This window comes from Agaribacillus sp. DX54, from assembly GCF_056858335.1.
Genome location: NZ_JBXEQE010000011.1, coordinates 87,852 through 110,065, shown reverse-complemented (window position 1 = coordinate 110,065; position 22,214 = coordinate 87,852). Strand labels below are relative to the sequence as shown.

Annotated in this window: 22 protein-coding genes; 21 read left to right on the top strand and 1 reads right to left on the bottom strand. The window is 46.2% G+C overall.

Going from position 1 to position 22,214, the window contains the following annotated elements; genetic code table 11:
- The first annotated feature begins 64 nt into the window (after positions 1–64).
- From AC04NP_RS13800 to AC04NP_RS13720, 17 genes are all read left to right on the top strand, one after another.
- On the top strand, positions 65–1,531 hold the full coding sequence (locus AC04NP_RS13800; protein ID WP_482860348.1) for a phage tail sheath family protein: 1,467 nt from the start codon (positions 65–67) through the stop codon (positions 1,529–1,531).
- A 29-nt stretch (positions 1,532–1,560) separates the two neighbouring features.
- Entirely contained in the window at positions 1,561–1,992 is a 432-nt protein-coding gene (locus tag AC04NP_RS13795) for a phage tail protein (protein WP_482860347.1), read from the top strand.
- A complete protein-coding gene (locus AC04NP_RS13790) occupies positions 1,985–2,449 on the top strand; it encodes a phage tail protein (RefSeq protein WP_482860346.1) in 465 nt (154 codons plus the stop codon). The genes AC04NP_RS13795 and AC04NP_RS13790 overlap by 8 nt, the downstream gene beginning before the upstream one ends.
- Positions 2,450–2,451: 2 nt before the next feature.
- Positions 2,452–2,595 (top strand): hypothetical protein, encoded by a 144-nt coding sequence (locus AC04NP_RS13785; RefSeq protein WP_482860345.1) that lies wholly within the window; start codon positions 2,452–2,454, stop codon positions 2,593–2,595.
- 39 nt (positions 2,596–2,634) lie between these two features.
- Complete coding sequence (locus AC04NP_RS13780; RefSeq protein ID WP_482860344.1) at positions 2,635–3,171, top strand: CIS tube protein; 537 nt, start codon at positions 2,635–2,637, stop codon at positions 3,169–3,171.
- 3 nt (positions 3,172–3,174) lie between these two features.
- The gene (gene vgrG, locus AC04NP_RS13775; RefSeq protein ID WP_482860343.1) at positions 3,175–4,941 is read left to right on the top strand and encodes a type VI secretion system tip protein VgrG; all 1,767 of its coding nucleotides are present in this window, start codon (positions 3,175–3,177) and stop codon (positions 4,939–4,941) included.
- A gap of 65 nt (positions 4,942–5,006) precedes the next feature.
- The gene (locus AC04NP_RS13770; protein ID WP_482860342.1) at positions 5,007–5,417 is read left to right on the top strand and encodes a GPW/gp25 family protein; all 411 of its coding nucleotides are present in this window, start codon (positions 5,007–5,009) and stop codon (positions 5,415–5,417) included.
- Entirely contained in the window at positions 5,414–6,616 is a 1,203-nt protein-coding gene (locus AC04NP_RS13765) for a hypothetical protein (protein ID WP_482860341.1), read from the top strand. The genes AC04NP_RS13770 and AC04NP_RS13765 overlap by 4 nt, the downstream gene beginning before the upstream one ends.
- An 81-nt stretch (positions 6,617–6,697) precedes the next feature.
- Positions 6,698–7,006, top strand: coding sequence for a hypothetical protein (locus AC04NP_RS13760; RefSeq protein WP_482860340.1), 309 nt, complete (start codon positions 6,698–6,700; stop codon positions 7,004–7,006).
- Between the two features lie 105 nt (positions 7,007–7,111).
- Entirely contained in the window at positions 7,112–8,512 is a 1,401-nt protein-coding gene (locus AC04NP_RS13755; protein WP_482860339.1) for a hypothetical protein, read from the top strand.
- Positions 8,513–8,632: 120 nt separating this feature from the next.
- The gene (locus AC04NP_RS13750) at positions 8,633–9,484 is read left to right on the top strand and encodes a hypothetical protein (RefSeq protein WP_482860338.1); all 852 of its coding nucleotides are present in this window, start codon (positions 8,633–8,635) and stop codon (positions 9,482–9,484) included.
- Between the two features lie 74 nt (positions 9,485–9,558).
- Positions 9,559–12,681 carry a hypothetical protein gene (locus tag AC04NP_RS13745; RefSeq protein ID WP_482860337.1) on the top strand — a complete coding sequence of 1,041 codons (3,123 nt, stop codon included), beginning with the start codon at positions 9,559–9,561 and terminating at the stop codon, positions 12,679–12,681.
- A 5-nt stretch (positions 12,682–12,686) separates the two neighbouring features.
- Positions 12,687–14,237, top strand: a complete 1,551-nt coding sequence (locus tag AC04NP_RS13740; protein WP_482860406.1) for a contractile injection system tape measure protein — start codon at positions 12,687–12,689, stop codon at positions 14,235–14,237.
- Between the two features lie 10 nt (positions 14,238–14,247).
- Positions 14,248–15,633 (top strand): ATP-binding protein, encoded by a 1,386-nt coding sequence (locus tag AC04NP_RS13735; RefSeq protein ID WP_482860336.1) that lies wholly within the window; start codon positions 14,248–14,250, stop codon positions 15,631–15,633.
- A 17-nt stretch (positions 15,634–15,650) separates the two neighbouring features.
- Positions 15,651–16,604, top strand: a complete 954-nt coding sequence (locus AC04NP_RS13730; RefSeq protein WP_482860335.1) for an eCIS core domain-containing protein — start codon at positions 15,651–15,653, stop codon at positions 16,602–16,604.
- Complete coding sequence (locus tag AC04NP_RS13725) at positions 16,534–17,262, top strand: hypothetical protein (RefSeq protein WP_482860408.1); 729 nt, start codon at positions 16,534–16,536, stop codon at positions 17,260–17,262. The genes AC04NP_RS13730 and AC04NP_RS13725 overlap by 71 nt, the downstream gene beginning before the upstream one ends.
- Before the next feature lie 63 nt (positions 17,263–17,325).
- Positions 17,326–17,943, top strand: a complete 618-nt coding sequence (locus AC04NP_RS13720; RefSeq protein ID WP_482860334.1) for a glycoside hydrolase family 19 protein — start codon at positions 17,326–17,328, stop codon at positions 17,941–17,943.
- 260 nt (positions 17,944–18,203) lie between these two features.
- Here the strand turns inward: AC04NP_RS13720 and AC04NP_RS13715 are convergent, their stop codons facing one another.
- The gene (locus AC04NP_RS13715) at positions 18,204–18,509 is read right to left on the bottom strand and encodes a UvrD-helicase domain-containing protein (protein WP_482860333.1); all 306 of its coding nucleotides are present in this window, start codon (positions 18,507–18,509) and stop codon (positions 18,204–18,206) included.
- Between the two features lie 439 nt (positions 18,510–18,948).
- Between AC04NP_RS13715 and AC04NP_RS13710 the strand changes: the two genes are divergently transcribed.
- From AC04NP_RS13710 to AC04NP_RS13695, 4 genes are all read left to right on the top strand, one after another.
- Positions 18,949–19,140, top strand: coding sequence for a hypothetical protein (locus tag AC04NP_RS13710; protein ID WP_482860332.1), 192 nt, complete (start codon positions 18,949–18,951; stop codon positions 19,138–19,140).
- A gap of 51 nt (positions 19,141–19,191) precedes the next feature.
- Positions 19,192–19,686 carry a DUF2961 domain-containing protein gene (locus AC04NP_RS13705; RefSeq protein WP_482860331.1) on the top strand — a complete coding sequence of 165 codons (495 nt, stop codon included), beginning with the start codon at positions 19,192–19,194 and terminating at the stop codon, positions 19,684–19,686.
- A 602-nt stretch (positions 19,687–20,288) separates the two neighbouring features.
- Positions 20,289–20,939, top strand: a complete 651-nt coding sequence (locus AC04NP_RS13700) for an RNA polymerase sigma factor (RefSeq protein ID WP_482860330.1) — start codon at positions 20,289–20,291, stop codon at positions 20,937–20,939.
- A 137-nt stretch (positions 20,940–21,076) separates the two neighbouring features.
- Positions 21,077–22,111 (top strand): FecR family protein, encoded by a 1,035-nt coding sequence (locus AC04NP_RS13695; RefSeq protein WP_482860329.1) that lies wholly within the window; start codon positions 21,077–21,079, stop codon positions 22,109–22,111.
- Positions 22,112–22,214 lie beyond the last annotated feature (103 nt).

Sequence of the window (22,214 nt, the reverse complement as noted above, 5' to 3'; positions counted from 1 at the left end):
TTTGCCCAGCCCCTCTGTCAAAAGTTTAAATCCGGAAATTTTCATCTATTTATAAACTATAATTATGGCAGTAACATTCAATTCCCCAGGTGTTTATGTCCAGGAAATCCAGAAATTACCTGCTTCTGTAGCACAGGTAGCAACGGCAATTCCGGCGTTTATCGGATATACTGAAAAAACACCGACCCACGCATCAGACCCGGAAGCCGATCCCGGTCGACCTGTAAAATCCGTGAGGATTAATTCCTTACTGGATTTTAAAACAGTATTCGGCGGGCCACCTGCAGAAGATATTGTGATCACAGTAGACAAGGAGCATGCGGTTACCGGGGCTAAAATTGAAAAAATGAGTCTATTTAAACTTTATTACGCGCTGAAGATGTTTTATGCCAATGGTGGAGGCGCTTGTCATATCCTATCCGTAGGTGTCTACAATTCCGGGAATGAGGTGAAAAAAGATGACCTGATGAAAGGCCTGGATGCGCTGGAGGCTGAAGATGAGCCCACTTTGATTGTGTTGCCCGAAGCTGTTTATCTGAACAAAGAAGCAGATACCTATGAAGTGTACACAAAAGCCTTGGAACAATGCAACAAATTGCAAGACCGGTTTACTGTTTTAGATACTGTCAATGACAAAATGGAAGCCATTGAGGAATTAAGAAACGGAATAGGTGTAAGGAACTTGAAATATGGCGCCGCTTATTATCCCTGGATCAAAACCAACCTGAACTACCACCAAACGAACAGCAAGATTAGGTTTGAGGCACCTAAAGACGCCGATAAAGTGTTGACAGGCACTTTAGAAGAATTATTGAAGAAGAACAAACCCAAGGAAACCACTGGCAGAACTTCTTCCAAAACAAAAGAGAATGATGAAGCTAAGATGACACCGGCCCGGGCGCTCACCAGCGCTTTCCTCAAAAATATTCGGGAAGAAATAGATCGGCTCAAAGTAACGCTCCCTCCAAGCAGCGCCATCGCCGGCGTTTATGCAACAGTAGACCGCGAAAGGGGCGTTTGGAAGGCGCCGGCAAATATTAGCTTGAATGCTGTGAACGGCCCGACGGTAAAGGTTACCAGCGACATGCAGGAAAGCATGAACGTAGAGCCTGACACAGGAAAATCCGTGAATGCGATCCGTTCGTTTTTTGGCAAAGGCACCTTGGTTTGGGGCGCCCGTACCCTGGCAGGTAACGACAATGAATGGCGGTATATCAGCGTGCGCAGGTTCTATAACATGGTAGAAGACTCCGTCAAAAAATCCATTAGCTGGGTAGTGTTCGAACCCAAGCCCAACACATGGGTTAGGGTGAGGGCGATGATTGAGAACTATTTAACCGGCCTGTGGAGACAGGGTGCCTTGGTAGGCGCTAATACACAGCAGGCATTTTATGTTAGCGTTGGTTTGGGTACCACTATGACAAGCCAAGACATTCTTGAAGGAAGGATGAATGTAGAGATCGGCTTAGCTACTTCCCGGCCTGCCGAGTTTGTCATTCTCAAGTTTTCCCACAAGTTACAAGAGGCTTAAAACCAATTCATCGATAAAAAGATAACAAAATGGCAGAATATCCAATAACCAAGTTTCACTTTATGGTAGCATGGGGTGGAAAAAATATAGGCTTCACAGAGGTATCCGGCCTGGCCGTAGAGCAGGAAATGATCGAATACCGGCACGGGGCCAGCGCCGAGTATACAAAAGTGAAAATGCCTGGAATGAAAAAATATGGCAACATTACCCTGAAAAGAGGCACCTTCAAGGATGATAACGAATTTTTTGAATGGTGGAACGCCGCTGAGCTCAATGATATAGAACGGAGAGACATTACCATCAGCCTGCTCAATGGCAAGCACCAGGCCATGGTAACCTGGAGTGTGAAAAATGCCTGGCCGCTGAAAGTGGATCCGGGAGATTTGAAAGCTGATGGCAATGAGGTGGCCATAGAGACCATTGAACTTGCTCACGAAGGAATAACCATCCAACATGTCTGATCTGAACCTGCCCAACCTGTTTTTGTTACCTACGGGATTTCATTTCTCGGTGGTCATCGTGGTGAAGGGTATCCCCTTTCCGGACCTCCATTTTCAGGAGGTCTCAGGCTTAAATGTGGATATTGCTACGAAGGAATTTGTCGAAGGTGGGGAAAACAGGTATAAACATCAATTGCCTCAGTTGTCTAATTATTCAAATCTGGTACTGAAGCGGGGGTTGGTGACGGGTTCTTTTTTGATCAGGTGGTGCACAAATGCTATTGAAAATTATGATTTTGATCCGGCATTTATCATGATCAGCCTGCTGAATGGCAAACATATTCCAACGATCACCTGGAGCATCACCGATGCCTATCCTGTCAAATGGAATACGGCTGGCTTTAATGCAGAGAAAAGCGAACTGGCTATTGAAACGATCGAACTGGCCTACAAATATTTTACAGTATACAGATTATAAACATGTCGGTAGAAATCAAAGAAATGGTCATCCAAACCCATATCATGGACCACCATGAGCAGGTGGTTTCACAGGAAGAGATCGACCAAATCATTGAAGAATGTACCGCGAAGGTGGAGGTTTTGAGACAAAAAAATGAATGGTAATGATTGGCACTAACCTGGGGAGGCTGGAAAAGCTAAGAAATGTCATCGCCCAGAAAGGGCAGGGGTAAATCAGGCCACAAACTCGATTTTGCCGGTATGAAACCCCAGGCACTCAGCTTTGAATTTATGATCGATGGGTCGGGGGCTTTGGGGGAAAAGGTAGCTGTGGACAAGGAAATTTCCAGGTTTATTGAAACGGTATACAAATATGAAGGAGAAGTGCACCAACCCAAGTGGGTGAAATTGAGTTGGGGGACCGAGTTGTTCAAATGCGTGGTTCAAAAGGTCGACATCAACTATGCGATGTTCAGGCCTGATGGTTCACCACTTCGTGCTACGATTAAGGCGACGTTTCTGGAAAACATCTCTGACAAATTCCGGGCAGCCAGGGACAAAACTTCTTCACCCGACCTGACCCACCAGCGGGTAATCGGAGAAGGGGAAAACCTGGTAAGCATGACCTATCGGATTTATGAGTCCATACAACCTTTAATTCTGGTAGCCCGGACCAACGACCTGGATAGTTTGCGCGGTCTGGAACCTGGCATGAAACTTCTTTTTCCACCCATAGAATAACCGATGACAAAACCGTTAGACCATACGAAGTCGGCCACTATTACGGTCTTTTGTAATGATAAGGAGATTAATTACAACATCTACTCCATAGAAGTGGACAAGGCCGTCAACCGTCTTGCAGCGGCCCGGATCATTTTAAGCGATACCAAAGTCAGTGAGACCGACGATTTTATTCCAGGGGCAAAAATCAAAATAGAAGCAGGCTATGGAGTTCAGAATAAAGTGATCTTTGAAGGGCTGGTGGTGAAATGTGTTCTGAAAAACTTACAAAGAGGTGCGCCATCGCTGATAGTAGATTGCCGGGATGCAGCCTACCGGATGACCCTGGAGTCTAAAAATGCCATATTCTACAATCAGACCGACAGTGATCTGATTAGTCGATTGGCGAAAGATTACGACCTGGGCGTACGGGCCTCAGAAACCGAATTAGCACACAAAGTGCTGGTACAATATCAGGTGAGTGACTGGGAATTTGCCTTGAACAGGGCCATGTGTAGTGGTAAATACCTTTATACGGATGATGGGACACTGGTGGTGGCCTCACCGGATACCCGTGCAAAAGAAAAGCTGACCTTACGGCCTGATCACAACATGATTGAATTTGAAGCAGCACTGGAAAGCCGGTATCAACTTCCTCGGTCCTCTGGCACCTTTTGGGATCCGGGAGAGCAACAGTTGGTGGAGGCCGGGGCGCAGGTCCCCGCAACCGCGCAACCGGGAGAAGATCAAAAAGGAGAGGATCGAAAAAGGGAAAAAGATGAAGGTGGAAACATCACATCCATGAAATTAGCTGCGCTTGGCAAGCAGCATGGTGAGGTCATGCGATTATCGGGTAATTACCCGTCAGCCGAGCTTAAAGCGATAACTACCGCCCGGATGCTTCAAAGCCGTTTATCTAAAATTCGCGGAAGGATCAGGCACCAGGGCACCTTTCAGGTCAAGCCAAGTGATATGGTTAAACTGGAGAAAATCAGTAAGCGCTTTGATGGAAAGGCCTTTGTATCCGGCATCAGGCATACCATCGACCAAAGTAATTGGGAAACGGATATTCAGATCGGTATGTCAGAAGAGTGGATCAGCCAGATCAGACCATCTGACACATCCAACCGGGGTTATCGGTTAATCCCCCCCATTGAAGGGTTGCATATCGGTGTGGTAACCGGACTGACCGGCGATCCCTTGGCTGAGCAAAGAATTCAGGTCCGGGTGCCAGTGCTCGATGGAGAAAAAGAGGGCATATGGGCAAGGCTCGCCGTGGAATATGCGGGTAGTGAACGAGGTATGGTCTTCCGGCCGGAAATAGGCAATGAGGTGATACTGGGTTTCTTGCAGGGCGATCCGAGGCAGGCAATTATTCTTGGAAGGTTACATAGCAGCAAGCGTACGGCTCCTATTTCGGATGCCAATGGGCAAAATGAGCAAAAAGGCATTATCACGAGGGCGGGGATGAAAATACTCTTTGACGAGCAGCGCAAAAGTGTGAATATCGAGTCGCCCGGCGGCAAATCGATGGCTATTAATGACCTGGAAGGCCAGGTGATTATCAAAGATGAAAACAACAATCAACTGATTATGGCCAAAGAAGGTATGAAGCTCAACGCCACAGGTAATCTGGATATCAATTGCGCGGGTAGTTTGAGCATTAAAGCTCCGAGTGTTCAGATTACAGGTGCCGACTTCAATTGTCAGGCCTCAAACGTCATGATGAACGGTAATGCCTCCGTGGCGCTTACGGGAGGTTCGGTAACCATAATACCACCGCCCAATTAAAAATGTAAATCTGCTTGAATCAGCCCGGCTATTGCCGGGAAACAGGCATGGCAAATTATTTGAAAATGGAAAAAGATAAATCGTTTTTAGGCAGAGGGTGGTCATTCCCCCCGACATTTGACAAGGAAATCAGGGGTGTTGTCATGACCAGTAACGAAGAGGACATAGAAAAAAGCCTGGAAATTTTATTAAACACCCATATTGGCGAGCGCTATTTGCAGCCCGGATTCGGATGCGCTTTGGGTAACTTTGCTTTTGAGGCACTCAATGCCTCTGAAGCCTATATCAAAGATTTGATCAATGATGCGATCATCTTTCATGAACCCCGCATCGAACTCGATGATATTTTCATAACGGCTAAACCCGGTCAGGGCCTGATGGAAATATCCATTGAGTACACCGTAGTGTCCACAAACACCAGGTACAACTATGTTTATCCGTTTTACATTAATGAAGGAACCAACATTACGCTATGAGTTCAGGTTATAACAAACAGGTGCCAATCAACCGGACCGGCACCAACCGGCACAACCGGCCATTGACTTTCCTGGATCCTGGTTTGGTGAAAATCGACGATCGCAAGCCAGCCGATTTCCTCGACCTGGCGAGAAAGATGGCCCAAGGCATTCGCTTCGATGATCCTAACAATAAAGCCGGAGATCAGACCTGGAAAGATTTCTTTTCAGGTGAATTGGGAAAAGGCCAGGCACACCAGCCGCATTACGCTTTGTTTCTGGCTTTTTTGGAATTGTTCCAATTGAGCATAGACAACCTTAATACATTTACCAAACGGCACCTTGACTTCTTTTACCAAAAAGTGCTGCGGTTTGATAAAGAACCTGAAATAGCTGACAAGGTACATGTGGTGTTAGGATTGGCAAAAAACATTGAAAAACACAATTTGCTGAAAGGTACGCGGTTCTATGCGGGCCAGGATGCCACAGGCCGGGCGCTGGAATATGAATTGTTGCACGATACTGTTTTTAACCAGGCCAAATTGGTAGCCCTCAAGCAACTTTATCTTCAAAGTGATACCGGGAGCTTTCGCAAATCGAACACTAACCGTAGCGAAACTGTGCAGCTCGAAGTAGTAAAAAGGTTCAGTGGGAAAACCGTGAGTGATAACGCCAGCGAAGATTTGACACAGAAGACCCCCTGGAATCCTTTTGGCCACCCCGGTCTGCCTGCGGTGGAAATTGGCTGGGCCATCTCATCGCCTATGCTGATCTTAAAAGAAGGTGTACGTAATATTGACTTTACCATCATTGGCGATTACACCGGTGAAGATGCCCTGTTAACAGATTTCTCATTGTCGGCAGATAGTTTTAAACTGGCATTCAGCACCGAAAATGGCTGGCTGGAGGCTGACATTGACCCCGATAAAGTTGCGGTTAATGGCGGCATGGGAAATCAGGATATCGAACTTGGCTTTCGTTGCACGATTCCGCTTACTGCGCCAGCCATCTGCGTGTTTGAGGAAGCGGAATTTTCCAGCCCATGGCCCATGGTAAAATTCATTCTAAACCAGGATCAACCGGATTTTCCGTACACGGTGCTAAAGCAGATCAGGTTAAAATCCGTAAGCCTGAAATTGAAGGTGGAGGGCATTAGAGAACTGGTCTTGCATAACGACCAGGCAGCCCTTGCGCCCAATCGACCTTTCACGCCTTTCTGAAGGGAGGCTTTTAAAGGCGCCAACTTTTATATCGGCAACGCTGAGGTCTTTCAAAAGCCGCTTGAAAAACTGTCCATAGATTTGGATTGGCATAACCTGCCCGCCTCTGATTTGAATGCCCATTACAGGCAATATCCGGAAATCTTCAGAGAAGATTCTCCGGCGGCAGGGGAGGGCAACGGGCAGTTCACCACTGCCATCCACCTGTTGCATGAAGGTATCTGGAAACCACTTACCCCCATTGGGGAGGGCGTTGGCCTCTTCAACACCGATGCCACCACGACCAGAAAAACCATCATTACGCATTCACCCGTTAAAAACGAAATTAATCATAAAACAGCCACGATCGAAACCAGTCATCTGAAGCAAAAAAGGGACATTGATCTGTAAAAAATAGAAGACTTCAATATTACTTCCCAAAACGGATTCATCAAACTTGTTTTGAATGGCAGCGACTTTGGACACAAAACATTCCCGAGGTTACAAAGCGCCGCCATGTCAAAAAACAATCAAGAAGGTGGCGAGTTATCCACACTGCCCCATGAACCTTATACACCGACCCTTGCCGGCATCCGTTTAGGGTATAAATCGGAACACGTGATATACACCAGTGAGACCATCGACCGAATTCTGCATATCCACCCTTTCGGATGGACCCCCTACAAGTATTTCAGCGACAGTTTCTACCTGCTGCCTCAGTACAAAGGAGAAGGCATGCTGTACCTCGGATTAAAAGATGTGAAGGTGCCTCAGGCGTTGAGCATTCTTTTCCAAATTGTTGAAGGTAGCGCTTACCCGAATGTGCCTTTGCCAGAGATCGAATGGTCTTATCTTTATGGTAATGAATGGGTGCCTTTCAAAGATACTGAGATTTTAAATGATTCGACCAACCGGTTCAACCGGTCGGGAGTGGTGACTTTGAGGCTACCTGACATAATGCCTGAAACCACTGGAATCTTTCCACCTGACTTATACTGGATTCAAGCTAAAACGTTAGCCCACGCGAACGGAGCCTGTGAGATACTGGATATTCGCACCCAGGCAGCTACGCTGGTCTTTACCAATACCGGTAATGTTTCAGGCCCCCGTGCCCATCGCATCACAGGAATGACTCAAGCCGATGTGCAGGTCAAATCTGTCAACCAACCCTATCCTTCATTTGATGGCAAGCAACGGGAGGAAGACAAGCACTTTTACCTGAGGGTTTGCGAACGGTTAAGGCACAAAGAACGGGCGGTTACTTTGTGGGATTATGAGCGGTTGGTATTAGAAGCCTTCCCCGAACTCTACGAGGCGAAATGTTTTAAACACAGCAACCAGGAAGCAGCCTATGCGCCGGGTAGCATCCTGATGGTGGTCATCGCCGATATTCGCAGCCATACCCGGCGTCACCCTTTCAAGCCCACTACCAGTTTGGACGTGCTGGACCGCGTGAAGCGCTATCTTAAGGAGCTATGCCCGCCTTATGTGGACATCGCGGTGAAGAATCCCGTGTTCGAAGAGATCCGGGTAAGCTTCCTGGTAAGGTTCAGGGAGAAAGCCAACTCCGGGTATTATCAGCAAAAACTCAATAAGGACATCCAGCGCTATCTTTCGCCCTGGGCATTTGCAGAAGACAAAGCCATTGTTTTTGGAGGCACCATCTACAAATCCTCCCTGTTGAACTTTGTTGTACAACAACCTTATGTGGACTTTGTCACTTATTTTGCCATGAACCATGCCGATGCCCAGGGCAACCTCAGGCTCAATGTAGAAGAAGCTGCCACTACCACACCGGTATCGGTGCTTGTATCGGCTCAATCACATGACATTAGAGTAGCGCCGGATCAAGCGACGGTTTGTGGCGATGGCATCGGCTCTATGATTATTGGAAAAACCTTCATGCACATCGAGTAAATATGGGGTACGGCGATAGATTATGGAAACATATGACCGGGCTTAAACAGACAAACTACTACAAACAGGGCAAGCAATATGATTTTTGGAACAGTATTCACATAAATTAAACATAATAGCATGGCTAGAAAATCAAGAGTTACACTCAAAGAATATTTCGGATCAGGTAAAACACCTACTGCGCGAAATTTTGCCGACATCATGGATTCCCATCTTAACATTGTCGATGACGAGATCTATGTTAAGGTTATCGAGGATGAATCCGGGCAGGAAAAGTACGTGGGTATAGGCACCCCTAATCCCAAAGAAAAGCTGGAAGTAACGGGCAACATTAAAGCGGAAGCATTTAAAGGCAAGGTAGATTGGAACAACATTATTAATATGCCTGACGAGCTGATCCCCTCAGGGGTAATCTTAATGTGGAGCGGTGATTTAAAGCTGTTCGATGAAACCGGTAAAGGGAAAGAAGATAAACGAATGAAGCAATGGGCGCTTTGCGATGGCAACAATGGCACACCTGATTTAAGAGGGAGGTTTGTGGTAGGTTATGACCCTGGCAAGGCTAAAAAACCCGTAAGTGCTGAGAACAAACAAGAAAACTATGGAAACTTGGGCAACACAGGGGGAAGCAATACCCATCGACTCACTAAAGCTGAATTACCCAGACACCATCATGCTGCCCGTAGCATGAAAAATAATGGGGCATCCATTCAAATAGGAAGCAGCGGAGCCCATAGGCATTCGTATGAAAAGAACAAACGAACCAAAAGAAGAGGAGATGGTATAAGGATGATGCGCACTGCTCATACGGATGTGCGATCTGTCAACAGTGGGTCGTCTTCCCATACTCACGGTAACCGTGATTTTTCGGGAAATGTAGGTAACGGAGCCGCGGATGGCCTGGGCGATCAACACCATGAAAACCGTCCGCCCTACCTTGTTTTGGCATACATTATGAAATTACCTTCATAGTGAGACTGCTCATACACTGGTAGAGCCAGAGGCCTGCTACACCGAATGATTACACGCTTTTATTAAACGTTATCATGTCTGAGAAAGAAAAACCTATCGGTACATCGATCAACCCAAATACGCTGGATTTCAACTACCTGAGGCAGCAAGGTATCCAACACCTGGAACGTTTGGCCGGCCAGTTATGGACCGATTACAATACACACGATCCCGGTATCACCATCCTGGAGTATCTTTGTTTCAGTCTGGTTGACCTCAACTACCGGACGACCCTTCCGGTTGAAGATGTCACTACCGATCCTCTCGGTAAGTTACCATCGCCTGGCGAGGCGCTGCATTGTAACCCTGTCACCGGAAGTGACCTGCGCAAAGTGGTGTTGGATATCGAAGAAGTCAAAAATGTATTGGTAGTTCCCGCAAACAGCGTAGCGCCCCATATCTACATAAACCGTAAGCGGAATACGCTAACTCACACCCCCCCACACCATGAAGACCGTGAGCAAGACAGGTTATCCATCCGTGGACGCTACAAAGTCTTACTTGGAATGGAAAGTGATAAGGAATTGGGGGATCTCAATGACAATAAAATCACCAGGAAGATCCGGGAAAACCTGACAATAGAAGTTGAATTTCCGCATTGGGACAACGCTGCTGTAGATTGGACAGACGGCCAAAGCATCCTGACCCACATCGATGCAGCGACTATTTACCTGGAAGAGGATGCTAAAACACACAAAACATGGGAAGAAATTCCCGTATTGTACCGTGATTCGATTTTAACGGAAAAGGAGAATGGTCTGACGATGGTGGCCGCTTATCAGGAAAAAGTCATAAAATGCCACAAAATCAGGCGTAAGGTAGCTGAGAAGCTGCATGCCTGCAGAAGTCTTTGTGAAGACTTCGCAGCGATCGAAGCCGTCCGGATTGAAGAAATCGGACTGTCAGTCGACATAGAGGTTAGCGGTGAGACGAATATGCAGGCTTTGCTGGGAGAGATCTTCTATCAAGTCGACCGTTTTCTTTCACCACCGGTGGTATTTCACAAAGCCCTTGATTTGCTTGAGCAAGGCATGCCCATTGACCGGATATTCCAGGGCCCTTTTTTAAAACATGGGGTTTTACTTGACCGGGATTTGCCTGTCCACCGTGAAGCGATCTATATTTCGGACATCATACACATCATTATGGAATGCGAAGGGGTGAAGGCGGTTAAGCGCCTTGTCATGGCCAACTATCGCCATGGAGCCCTGGTAAGTGGTGGAAACCGTTGGTGTGTGCGGCTCAACGTTGACGAGCACTACATCCCCAGGCTCTCCCGGGACAAATGCCGTGTGAATTTCTACAAAAATGGCTTTCCTTTTACCATACCACTGGAAAGCATCGGGTCGACCTACCTGGCACGCCGGGCTGCCCATCGTAAGTGGGCACATTCTACAGAGGAAGCCACGACTATTCCCTACCCCGAAGGCCGGAAGAGATCACTTTCAGCTTATGCCACCCTGCAAAACGATTTCCCGTTAAACTACGGCATTGGATATGAAGGACTGCCATCCGGTGCTACCACGCTGCGCAAGGCCCAGGCCAATCAGTTGAAAGCCTATCTGATTTTTTTCGAACAACTGATGGCTAACTTTCTCAGCCAACTGGAACATGTGAAGGAACTGCTGCGCATGGGTGAGGGGAGTGGAAAAAGCCTTTTCTATCAATTACTCGATCAGGTGCCAGGTATGGCAGACCTCTACGATAAAGACGATATAGAGGGGCAGATGCAAGAAGACTCCCGGGTGTATTACAGGAGAAAAAACCGTTTTGTCAATCACTTGCTGGCCCGGCTGGGGCTGGAGGTAGAGGATCATGTCATGTTAACCAGCGGCATGCACGGAGACAAGAATGAAGAAGATAAGCTCAAAGATAAATTCCACATCCTGGGACAGGGGTCTTCGATGAATGCCAACCGGGCCACTGCTTATAATTATACAGATAATAAGGCAGTTTGGGATACTGAAAATGTGTCTGGTTATAAAAAGCGTTTGTGCGCTTTTCTGGGTATAGAGCACTGTAAGCGAAGGAGTCTTGCCAACTTAAGCAAAGAACAGAAGCATGAAGGTTTCCATCTGCTGGAGCATATATTGCTGGCGCCACGGCACCGGTTGGGGCGACAGAATCAACCTTTACCTTTATTATTCCCTGAGGTATTTACAGATGGGAGGTGTCCGGACATTCCCTGGGAGGAAGACCCTTATTCGGCAATTGTCACGTTGGTTCTGCCCGACTGGATTGGACGCTTTACCAAACAGCCATTTCGCAGTTATTTTGAACGGGCCGCCCAGCTGGAGAGCCCCGCCCACATCAGTGTTCGTTTCTTCTGGTTAGACACGAGCAGAATGGCCATTTTTGAAGCAGCCTATGAAGCCTGGGTCCGGGCACTGGCAGATCCGGCTGCGAGCCCGGAGCAGCTTGGTGATACACGCAATACCCTGATCGATGTTTTGAACACGATGTACCGGCAGCAAACTGTGGCCACACCTGTAAACCCCATTAAGGACGCAGATCGGTACGCCCACCTCGGAGTCCATCCGGACTGGGAGGTGCCTGCGCTGGACATCGATGATCATTGCTGGATCATCTATAAAGACAATACGATCCTTCAAAATGGTTATGCAGGTCATTGCAACATGGCCAGTGTTGGAGAAGGTACCGTGGCATTATATCATCAGCCCTTGGATAAACAGTCGGAAGTCCTGGAGATGATGCTGACCGCGGATAATCATCTGTACAGTGAAGCGGGCCTGGTATTTTTGTGGGTTTCCCGTGAGGACTATTGGTTGCTGTTCTATCGAAACTTTCACCGTACCGTGGTGGTAGCTCATGTGATAAAAGGCAAAGCGCAAATCGTTATAGAAAACCCCATTGCAGACCTTAAGGGGCAGTCCATTGGTTTTAGATTGGACAAAAACAGGGGCAGAATCCGGCTTAGCCAAAGCAGCCCGAATACATTGGGTAGTGAATTTTTGCTGAATGTTCGAGAAGATAGCATTGTCAATACCCTGTTTGGCCTGTACACGCGCTACAGCAACCATACAAGGTTCATGCGTATGCGGCTAATCGACCATGAAGAAAACCTGATCATACCTTTGAAGGGTACCGGTGGTTTGACAGCAAATACCCAACCCGGGCAACCCAAAAACGAAAAGTAAAAGTGATGATTTCAACTGATCACATCATCGGAAGATTGATTATAAAACCCTCGTTTTCCTCCCTATCACTGGGCTTGGAAACGCCAAAAAAATTGTATGACCTCGGTCGCGAGGTGGTACCCCCCGTGGTAGACCGTATTTGTGCAGGCTATGATTTAATGCATCGTAAAGTCGTTCTGGAGAGGGTCATGGTCGACCTGGGACCAATTCATATCGAGGAGTTGCCTGACACTTTTCAGGAAAAACTGACCCGGGCTTTGCTACAGGAATTTGAGGCGCAAATAGGCACACTACCCGCCGGCACCGGGAATGCAGCAACCGTTCCTGCCGGACAAAACGCATCCTCGGAGGCTACTGACGGCCCTGTTTCCACAAACGTGAGCTATTACGAGGTGCCTCCGGATGCTTTCGGGATCATCCGGTTTTTTTTACAAACCGGCGCGCTCCCTGCATCGGTCAGACAGTCTGTCCGGATCACAACATTGGTGGATGAATTGCTTGACAACCATTTGAAGGAATTTACACAACTTGTTCAACCATTGGTACGAAAGCGAAAGCCCCGTAAAAGGTTGGCTCATCACCTTTCCCGTTTTCAACTGGCTCGACTCGTATCGCATTGCTCAGGCCCGGAAATGGCCCGTGTGGTGGAGGTTTTATTGATCATCCCCAGGCTGCTCGGTTCGGGAGGCAGGCATATAGCTGATGACACTGTGGTGGGAGAGGTGGTATTAACGCAACTGTTTGCCACCGATACCAGCCCGAACCCCTCCATAGCCGTATGGAATACCCTGGATACATTGGCAAAACGATGGGAAATACCGGTTGATGAGCTTTTGGAAGTGGTAAAGAAAGCAGTGACCCCCAGTGAATCGGATAAGCTGGTGCGTGCGATGAATCCGGAGGGGCAAAAAACAAACATTGTTACCCCCCCGGCTAAAGACAACAGCCGGGCAGCATCTTCTGTCCCGGCTCAGATAGAGGATGAACCCTCCCGGTATGAAGATTTTTTGGAAGGTGTCGACCCTGTTGAGGCCCACGCCTCATTACCCGAATCAATACTTGTCCAAAACGCCGGCATTCTTTTGACCTGGCCATTTTTGGAAGGATTTTTTGAAAAATTAGCACTTACCGTAAACGGCAGTTTTCAGGATGAGAACGCCAGGATAAAAGCCACCCACCTGCTGCACTACCTGGCTACTGCCTATGACAAGGCAGAAGAATATGAATTGGTGATGTATAAGTTATTGTGCGGCATACCGGCAGACGAGCCTTTACCAATAACAATACACCTTACTGACTATGAAAAAGAATTCTCCGACGGTTTGATCCGGGCATTGATTAAAAACTGGCCTGCCGTGGGTGACACAGATATAACCAGTATCAGGGAAGCTTATTTTAAGCGTCCCGGCCATGCGTTTGAAAGGGACAATGGCTGGCTGCTGGAAATTGAGTATCAAACCTGGGATATTCTGCTGGATAGCCTGCCATGGGGTATTGGGTTGGTACACCTGCCCTGGATGAAGCAAATGATCCATGTAGCATGGAAAACAAATTGAACCAATCATCATGAGCACAGAAGTAGCTATACCACGCCAAAAAAAGCCAAATGACCATACCACAGACAGTTTTGCCGATCTTTTGGCATCAGACCTGGAGTGGTGTGCGGATATTGTTTTGATGCGGTTAAAACTTTATCTCGGGCAGGAATGTGTTTATCAGGACATTACCCATTTACCGCCTGCCTTACCTGAAGGAACATCACCCTATGCGGAATTTTTAAAACAGCATTCCCTCAACTTTGAAGAGCGATTGCTGCTGGTGTTAAGCCTCGTACCTCATTTACGACCACAGTTATTGGACTTTTTTCTTGTAAAAAACACCAATTATGACAGGGAATTCACTGAATTCGGAGGTGTGCTGGAAGCGCCGCACAAAGGTTTTTTACCAACCGGCGAGACAGCCCTTTTTTTGTTGGCCGGGAAAGACATCCACAAACGCCTCGCGTGCGGTTACCTGTTTGGTAAAAACCACTTGTTTGCCACCAAAAATATTTTAAGTCTGACCCATACCAATACCCGGGCACCTTATTTCAGCGGTCTGCTTCAGCTCAACGAACGCTATCTGGACCGGTTTACCGGCTTACCGAGACCGGCTCATCATTATCATGTAGATTTTCCTGCCCATCCGATTTCTACGGGCTTGAACTGGGAAGACCTTGTACTCCCCGCTCACACGAAAGAAGAGGTGATGGAGATCCTGACCTGGATGGAACATGGCGAAACCTTGCTCCATGCGTGGGAATTGAGGACGCGCATCAAACCTGGCTGCCGGGTAATATTTCACGGCCCGCCGGGAACCGGAAAGACACTCACTGCCACGTTGCTAGGCAAAACCACCGGCAAGGAAGTGTACCGGATAGACCTGGACAAGATTACCTCTAAGTATATTGGTGAAACAGAGAAAAACCTGGCCAGGGTATTTGATGAAGCCGGAAACAAAGACTGGATCCTGTTTTTCGATGAAGCCGATGCACTTTTTGGCAAACGCACTCAGGTAAACAACGCCAACGACCGGCATGCTAACCAGGAGGTGGCCTACCTGTTACAGCGTATCGAAGACTTCCCGGGCGTGGTGGTGCTCGCCAGCAACCTGCTCGGCAACCTCGATAAGGCTTTTAACCGCCGTTTCCAGGCCATTATTCAATTTCCTATGCCTGGCCCGGAGGAAAGGCGGCTGCTATGGGAAAAAAGTTTTTCCAAACATTGCACACTTAGTGAGGACATCGACCTGGCCCGTGTCGCGGAGGCCTACGCCCTTGCCGGAGGTGCACTCATCAACGTGGTCCGCTACTGCTCCTTAGAAGCGCTAAAACGCCATGCCAGCAAAATCCTGCTGGCAGACCTGGAAAAGGGTATCAGGAGAGAATTGATGAAGGAAGGGAGGACATCGTGAAAGGAAAGCAACAGGCTATGAGCAAATACACAAGCCATTACCTGACAAACCGAAGTTCAGGAACCGCCCGAAATCATAAAAGCCGGAATGACCGGCCACCAACTTACCATTGGGTCGATAACCGCCCCGAAGCTATTGATGCGAAAGCGTCACAAACACTGGCCGATAATAGTGCCCGGATGCAGGATTTAATGGCAATGCAAACCATAACAAATAACAGTCCACAGGTCAGTCGAGCGGCCCGGCTACAGCGCATGGCTAATACTTACACTGAACAACAACAGCCAGTCACTCAGACAAAACAGCCGTCATTTACCGGATCACAACCGGCTAACAACCGGCTTTCTGAAAACCTGGTAGCGGGTATTCGGGCGTTATCCGGTCATTCCCTGCACAATGTGGCGTTAAATTTAAACTCTTCCATACCCGCCGGCTTCAACGCCCATGCCCTCACACAGGGGAATAGTATACATGTAGCACCCGGCCAGGAAAAACATATTCCCCATGAAGCCTGGCATGTCGTGCAACAGCGGAAGGGGAGGGTGAAGCCTACCATGCAGATGAAGGGGGTCGATATCAACGATGACGCAGCTTTGGAGAAAGAGGCGGATGTGATGGGGGCCAGGGCGGAACAATTTCAGCGTAAAGCCGGAACATCCGGCGATCATCTTGGAAATTTCAATAATACTACAAAAGAAGCACCCTTTCAATTAAGTGGTGATAAGGGTATTTTGCAGAGAAAGTTAGAGGTAGCAGGTCAGGCACGCCAACAGGCAGAGCCGGTCTGGGATCAAATAGTGCATCTTGAACCCATTCGAGTTTTAGATTTCGACCAAAAGCTCCAAGCCTACAAGATTCTCCGCAGATGGATACATGCCCCAATATACGGAATCCGTGAAAATGTCGTTTCAGAAGACAGGAAATACGCGAACTGGCAAGAACTGGCAGCGGGGATTGCCGGGAGCGCTTAGGAGTCAATATAATCTGGCACATGAAACAAGTTTGGCAGGTATGGTTCAGAACAGTCAGGAGATTAATGATAGAATCGGAGGATTCCTGGATAGAGTAATAAGGTTGCATAGTAATTTTTTTACAGACGAGGCAAGAGCGGGTGCTGATACTTACCGTGGGCACTACAGGATTTACTATGGAACAAGTCGATTGGCATTCGGTTTGAATCGGGGCAAAACAATAAGTCAGGTACTCAGGGATCCTCCCCTGAATCTGAATGCAAGAATTGCTTTTTTATTAGATTATGCACGTTATGCACGACATTGGGCGACAGGAGATCCTTTTTGGCGTGTAGAATTTCCGGATAATCTAAGAGAAGCCCGGTTGAATCATTGGAATCCTAACGAATCCAGGGAATGGACGAAGCAAGCCAGAAGTAATTTTGTGCCCTTAGGCTCTGGACCTTCCGCGAGTACTGCGCTGGTTATGACACTTGGAAGGTTTTATATAGCAGATCCTCTTGAAATGCAAGCACTGGCATGGGGTGTTTTTTCTTTTTTCAACCAGGGACTCCATTTGAATCACTCAGGTACGCACCGTTTCCATGAAGTGATGTCTGTGGCAAGCTTGTACGGAGTTCCTTATAATCCGTGGATTTATCCCTATACAATTCCGTAGTAACAGACATGAACAATAAATGTCGATCGCATATTTAAACTAAATAATTAGAAATTAAAACCCATGAGTATCAAAAAATTACAGGAATTATCTGGCATCGCACCCGATGGTTTATTTGGTGAACAAACATTCAAAGCCGGTTCTGCCTATCTTGGCATAACGGAACATACCCATGGCGTACACTTTTTTGCCCAGGTAGGCCATGAAACCGGCAATTTTCGAACTTTTACAGAAAATCTTAATTATTCAGCGCAAGCGCTGCGCAAGACCTTTGGTAAGTACTTCCCTGATGCCGAAACTGCCGAAAAATATGCTCGCCGGCCTGAAATGATCGCTAACCGGGTATATGCCAACCGGATGGGCAACGGTAGCCCGGAATCAGGCGATGGCTGGAGATTCCGCGGCCGCGGGGCACTCCAACTTACCGGGAAAGATAATTACAGCGCATTTGCACGGGCTGTTAATGACCCGGAGGTATTGGATAACCCTGCAATTGTCGCTGAAAAATATGCCTTTACCAGTGCAAAGTTCTTTTTTGATAAAAACAACCTTTGGCGTATTTGTGAAGAGGGTTTTTCCAGGCAAACGATAAAAAAGTTGACCAGAAGAATAAACGGGGGACTTAATGGCATTGATCACAGAGTAGCGTTGACCCGAAAATTCAGTACTTACAGCCTGTAAAATATTATCGGAATAAATTAAATTCTGAGGGAGAAGATTTAAAAAATCGATTTTGTGACCAGGTAGCATATGCAAATACATGCACAAACCACCCGTTATAAACCGGTAGCAGGCAGTACCGGAAGTCGCAACAACACACTGGCTAACTGGTCGTTTGTGGGTAACCATTCGAAAACCCTCCGGGCAAGTGCGTTACAAAACATGGCAGACCACAGCCCGCAGGCCAAACAAGCAGCCCGACTCCAGGCGATGGCTGATGGTTATGCTGCACAGGAGCTATCAGCCATCCATACAAAAACAGAACCGTCAGCATTCCCTTTAGGCCCATCAGCTTCCAAAATCAGTCTGTCGATCATTTCATTCGCGGCATCCTTGGTGAAAGTAACTGCCAGAATTTTACTTGGCTTAACATGCTTTTCAAAAACGAAATAAATTATCTTTTTAATAATGGTGGAAGTCTTGCCTGCACCGGCTCCGGCCAGCACTAACACCCTTTTATCGTCTGTTAAAACAGCTTCCTGCTGTCTCTCACTGAGTCCATCGAGTATTCTATTTGTGGGGGTCATTGAATAAATCGCGGATTTGTAACCTTGATATCTTTAAAGATCGATAAAAAATGGGAATTAACTAAAAATACCTGCCAAAGGTTTTCGCGAATTTGCCGACAATGGATTTTGATTATACCAATACTTTTAAGGGGTTTAACCCGAAGACCTGATAAGCTTTCTATCATAAGTACCGCAAACCAGCGGAATTCAGAAATTTATCTAATCTTTGGCTACGGGCCAAAAGACCCTATATATCATTGCTGAGTGCCATGGCGCAGGCAAAACACAGCTTCATTCGGGAAACTATCAAAACTGATGATTGTAAAGTACGTGAGTTCATAAACAAGATGTCAAAAATATACACAAAATTGGCTAGACCTGACATTTTATCTCACTCACTTAAAGGCTAGCTTTGTTATTTTAGACAATTCAGAACTGTTCATGCAAACTTTGATCTTTGCCATTTAATTCCTTGATTAGCGCCATCCTGGTTGTTACTCGGGGAGGAGTACCGGACTACATAAAGGGGGAAGGCGGTACGCATATCCAAATCACCTGTCATTTTGAAGGTGAAGAAACCACTTTGAACCCAATAGCAGAAGGGGTTTTAAAGTTTTCCATTGGTTCGACAGAAAAAGCATTCAATTAAGATCTCCTGCAACTAGATGAATATAGTTAATATAATTTAAAATCTGACAAAATGAAAAATATTGTATTTGTTATCAGCATGGTAATTTGTGGCTTTCAAGTTAAAGCTCAGGAAACCCCTTTCACTGGATTAAATAGTAACCTGGGAAACTTGTTTCGCACTTCTAAGGCAAAAACGAAGTCAATCAGCCCCGAAAATTTCACCGGGGAAAAGGGTAAAGGAGGAATGGCCAAGCTTGGGGAAGGTGCGGCTTCGGAAGAAGCCCGTGATTTGGGGCAAGGCTGGAAAGTAAGCCCTTACATTAACATTCAGCCCGGTGAAACTTTTACCCTGGCAGAAATCGAAGGACCGGGAAGTATTCAGCATATCTGGATGACACCTACCGGTAACTGGCGTTTTTATATTTTGCGTTTTTATTGGGACGACGAGACAGAACCTTCCGTAGAAGTACCTTTGGGTGATTTTTTTGGTATGGGATGGGGTGAATACGCACATCTGAATTCTCTTGCGATCTGTGTAAATCCCGGCAGGGCCTTTAACTCATGATGGAACCACATGCCAAGTTCCCTGAGCTGCCATCAAAAGACGACTTGGAAGTTAGATAATCGCTGAGGTCTGTATCATACTGATTGTGACCTATTAATTAGTGAAAACTGAAACTTTTTGTGCCTTAAATAGCGCAAGCGCTCCGTGGCCGTTGCACAACGTTTTCGCCAAAATTCTTTGTGTCTTGGTGCCTCCGTGTTGAAAAATGGTTAACCACAAAGGCACCAAGACACAAAGAGACACAGAGGTTTTCGCTGATAAAATAAAAATACAGGCAAATGTTTGCGTTGTGCAACAGCCACTCTCGCTGTAGGGAATTAGTTATTTTTATTTGACATTTGGTCAACGCTTGACCAAGGATGCTTTGTGGCGGAAAATGGTTAATGTTTCCGTCCCTGTATGCTCAAATTGACAGAAATTCTAAGTCCTGTAGAAGACAAATTATCGATCTTTCTCGCGTGATATTTGTAAAAAATGGTTAATTTGATTTTCATTTTAAAAATTCAGGAAGAATAATCATCTGGTTCTTTGCTGTTTCCTTCTGGCCCTTAACCAGATTTGTGCAGGTCGGATTATACATAAGCAATAGTCACAAAACTACGATGAAGGCATTTTCGAAATCAGTTGCTCCTGTTAAAGGAGCGTTAAAAAAGGCTGCCGGACTTTCGAAGGAATTGTCTCATGAGGAAATTGTGAGTGCCCTCGAGCTAGGCGATGAGTCGGTATTAGGTATTGTTTATAATCAATATGTTCATGACCTTTTTAGGTTCGGAAGCCAGATTTCACGCGATAAGGAGATAGTGAAGGACTGCATTCAGGATGTTTTTGTTACATTACTACGACGCAACATACAGGTAAATAAGCTCAATTCCATCAAATCCTATCTTTATAAATCACTCTACCGGGCCATCCTCGAAAAAATAAAAAGAGAGCGCAAGTATTTGTTGGACCATCCCGTATTTGATAATTTCGAGGGCTTTGAAATTGAGATTTCAAGCGAGTCGAGAATCATCGATGAGGAGACCTATCGTTTCAAAGTCACCCAATTAAACGAGCAATTAAAACATTTGTCCGGGAAGCAGAAACAAGCTATTTTACTTTTTTATTATGACGGGTTTTCGCAAGAAGAAATTGCGGAAATTATGAACCTGAAAAACCGGAATTCAGTGACCAAGCTTGTCCGCAGAGGACTGGATTCTATTCGTCGAAATATTATTATTTCGTTATTGCCATTATTTAATATTATCGGCTGAAGTCCTGTCATAACTTTTCATCTCTTATTTTACCACCTTTTCTTTTTTAAAAAAATGAAAATGGGATGATTTGATTTTAGCTTCCCTCTTTATTAACAGAGGGTCGAATCAAATTAAACATACCCTTAAGAGATACGATGAAGTATGAGGACTATGACATGATAGATTTCATCCAGGATGAATATTTTATCCGTTGGGTGAAGGATCCGGATGAGCAATCGGAAAAATTCTGGAAGATGTGGCTTGCGAAGCACCCCGGCAAAAGGGAAGATATCATGCACGCCAGAAATATTATTGCTGATTTTGGATATAAATATGATCCTGAGCTTACCAAGGACGATTACCTGGAGATGTTTGAAGGTATACTTAAAAAAGGTCGCCCGAATTCTCAGGAGAAACAACCACCTAATTTATCGATTTTATCATGGCCCCTTAAAGTGGCTGCTGTCGTCGCCATTGTTCTTGGGTCGGTTTTTATGGTAATCAGACTTCAGCAGATTGGTAATGAACAAGCTTACTTACCAGTTTTGGTTAATAAGACAAGTCCGGTTGGGCAGAAAATTATAACCTGGCTGGATGATGGAACCAAAGTTCATCTCAATGCAGGGTCAGGTATTGGCTATCATGAAAAATTTTCGGATTCGGCTCGTGTGGTTTACCTGAAAGGCGAAGCATATTTTGAGGTGACAAGAGACACGCTCAGGCCTTTTATCGTCAAAACAGGAAAAGTTAAAACTACCGTATTGGGAACCACATTCATTGTCAAAGCCTATCCCGATGAAAGTAAAATCGATGTGGCGGTAATGGAAGGTATGGTGAAGGTAGAAAATGAAAATGCCCTGCCGACCCCTTTCCAACATACCATTACCCGAAATCAAATGACATCTTTCTACATCGACAGTCAATTGGCAGTAAAACAGGCGTTTGACCCTGATCAGGTCTTTGCATGGACAAAAGGGATTATTCATTTCAAAGCTGCGGGTATCACCGAAATTATCAGGACACTTGAAAGATGGTATGGGGTCACTTTTGTCGTAAATCGCCCGCTGAATCAGGAAAAAGATTTTACCATCACCTATGAGAATAAACCACTTCAGGAAATACTTGAAGGGCTAAGCTTTACATTCGACTTTGAATTTGAAATAAATGATAAAGTTGTCACGCTAAATTAATGGTCTATGAGATACAATAATACAAGCTAACCAATCCCATCGGAATTTAAACAAAGTACCCCATGCGCCTTCAAGTTCATTGGGGAATGTCCTGCAAGTGTGC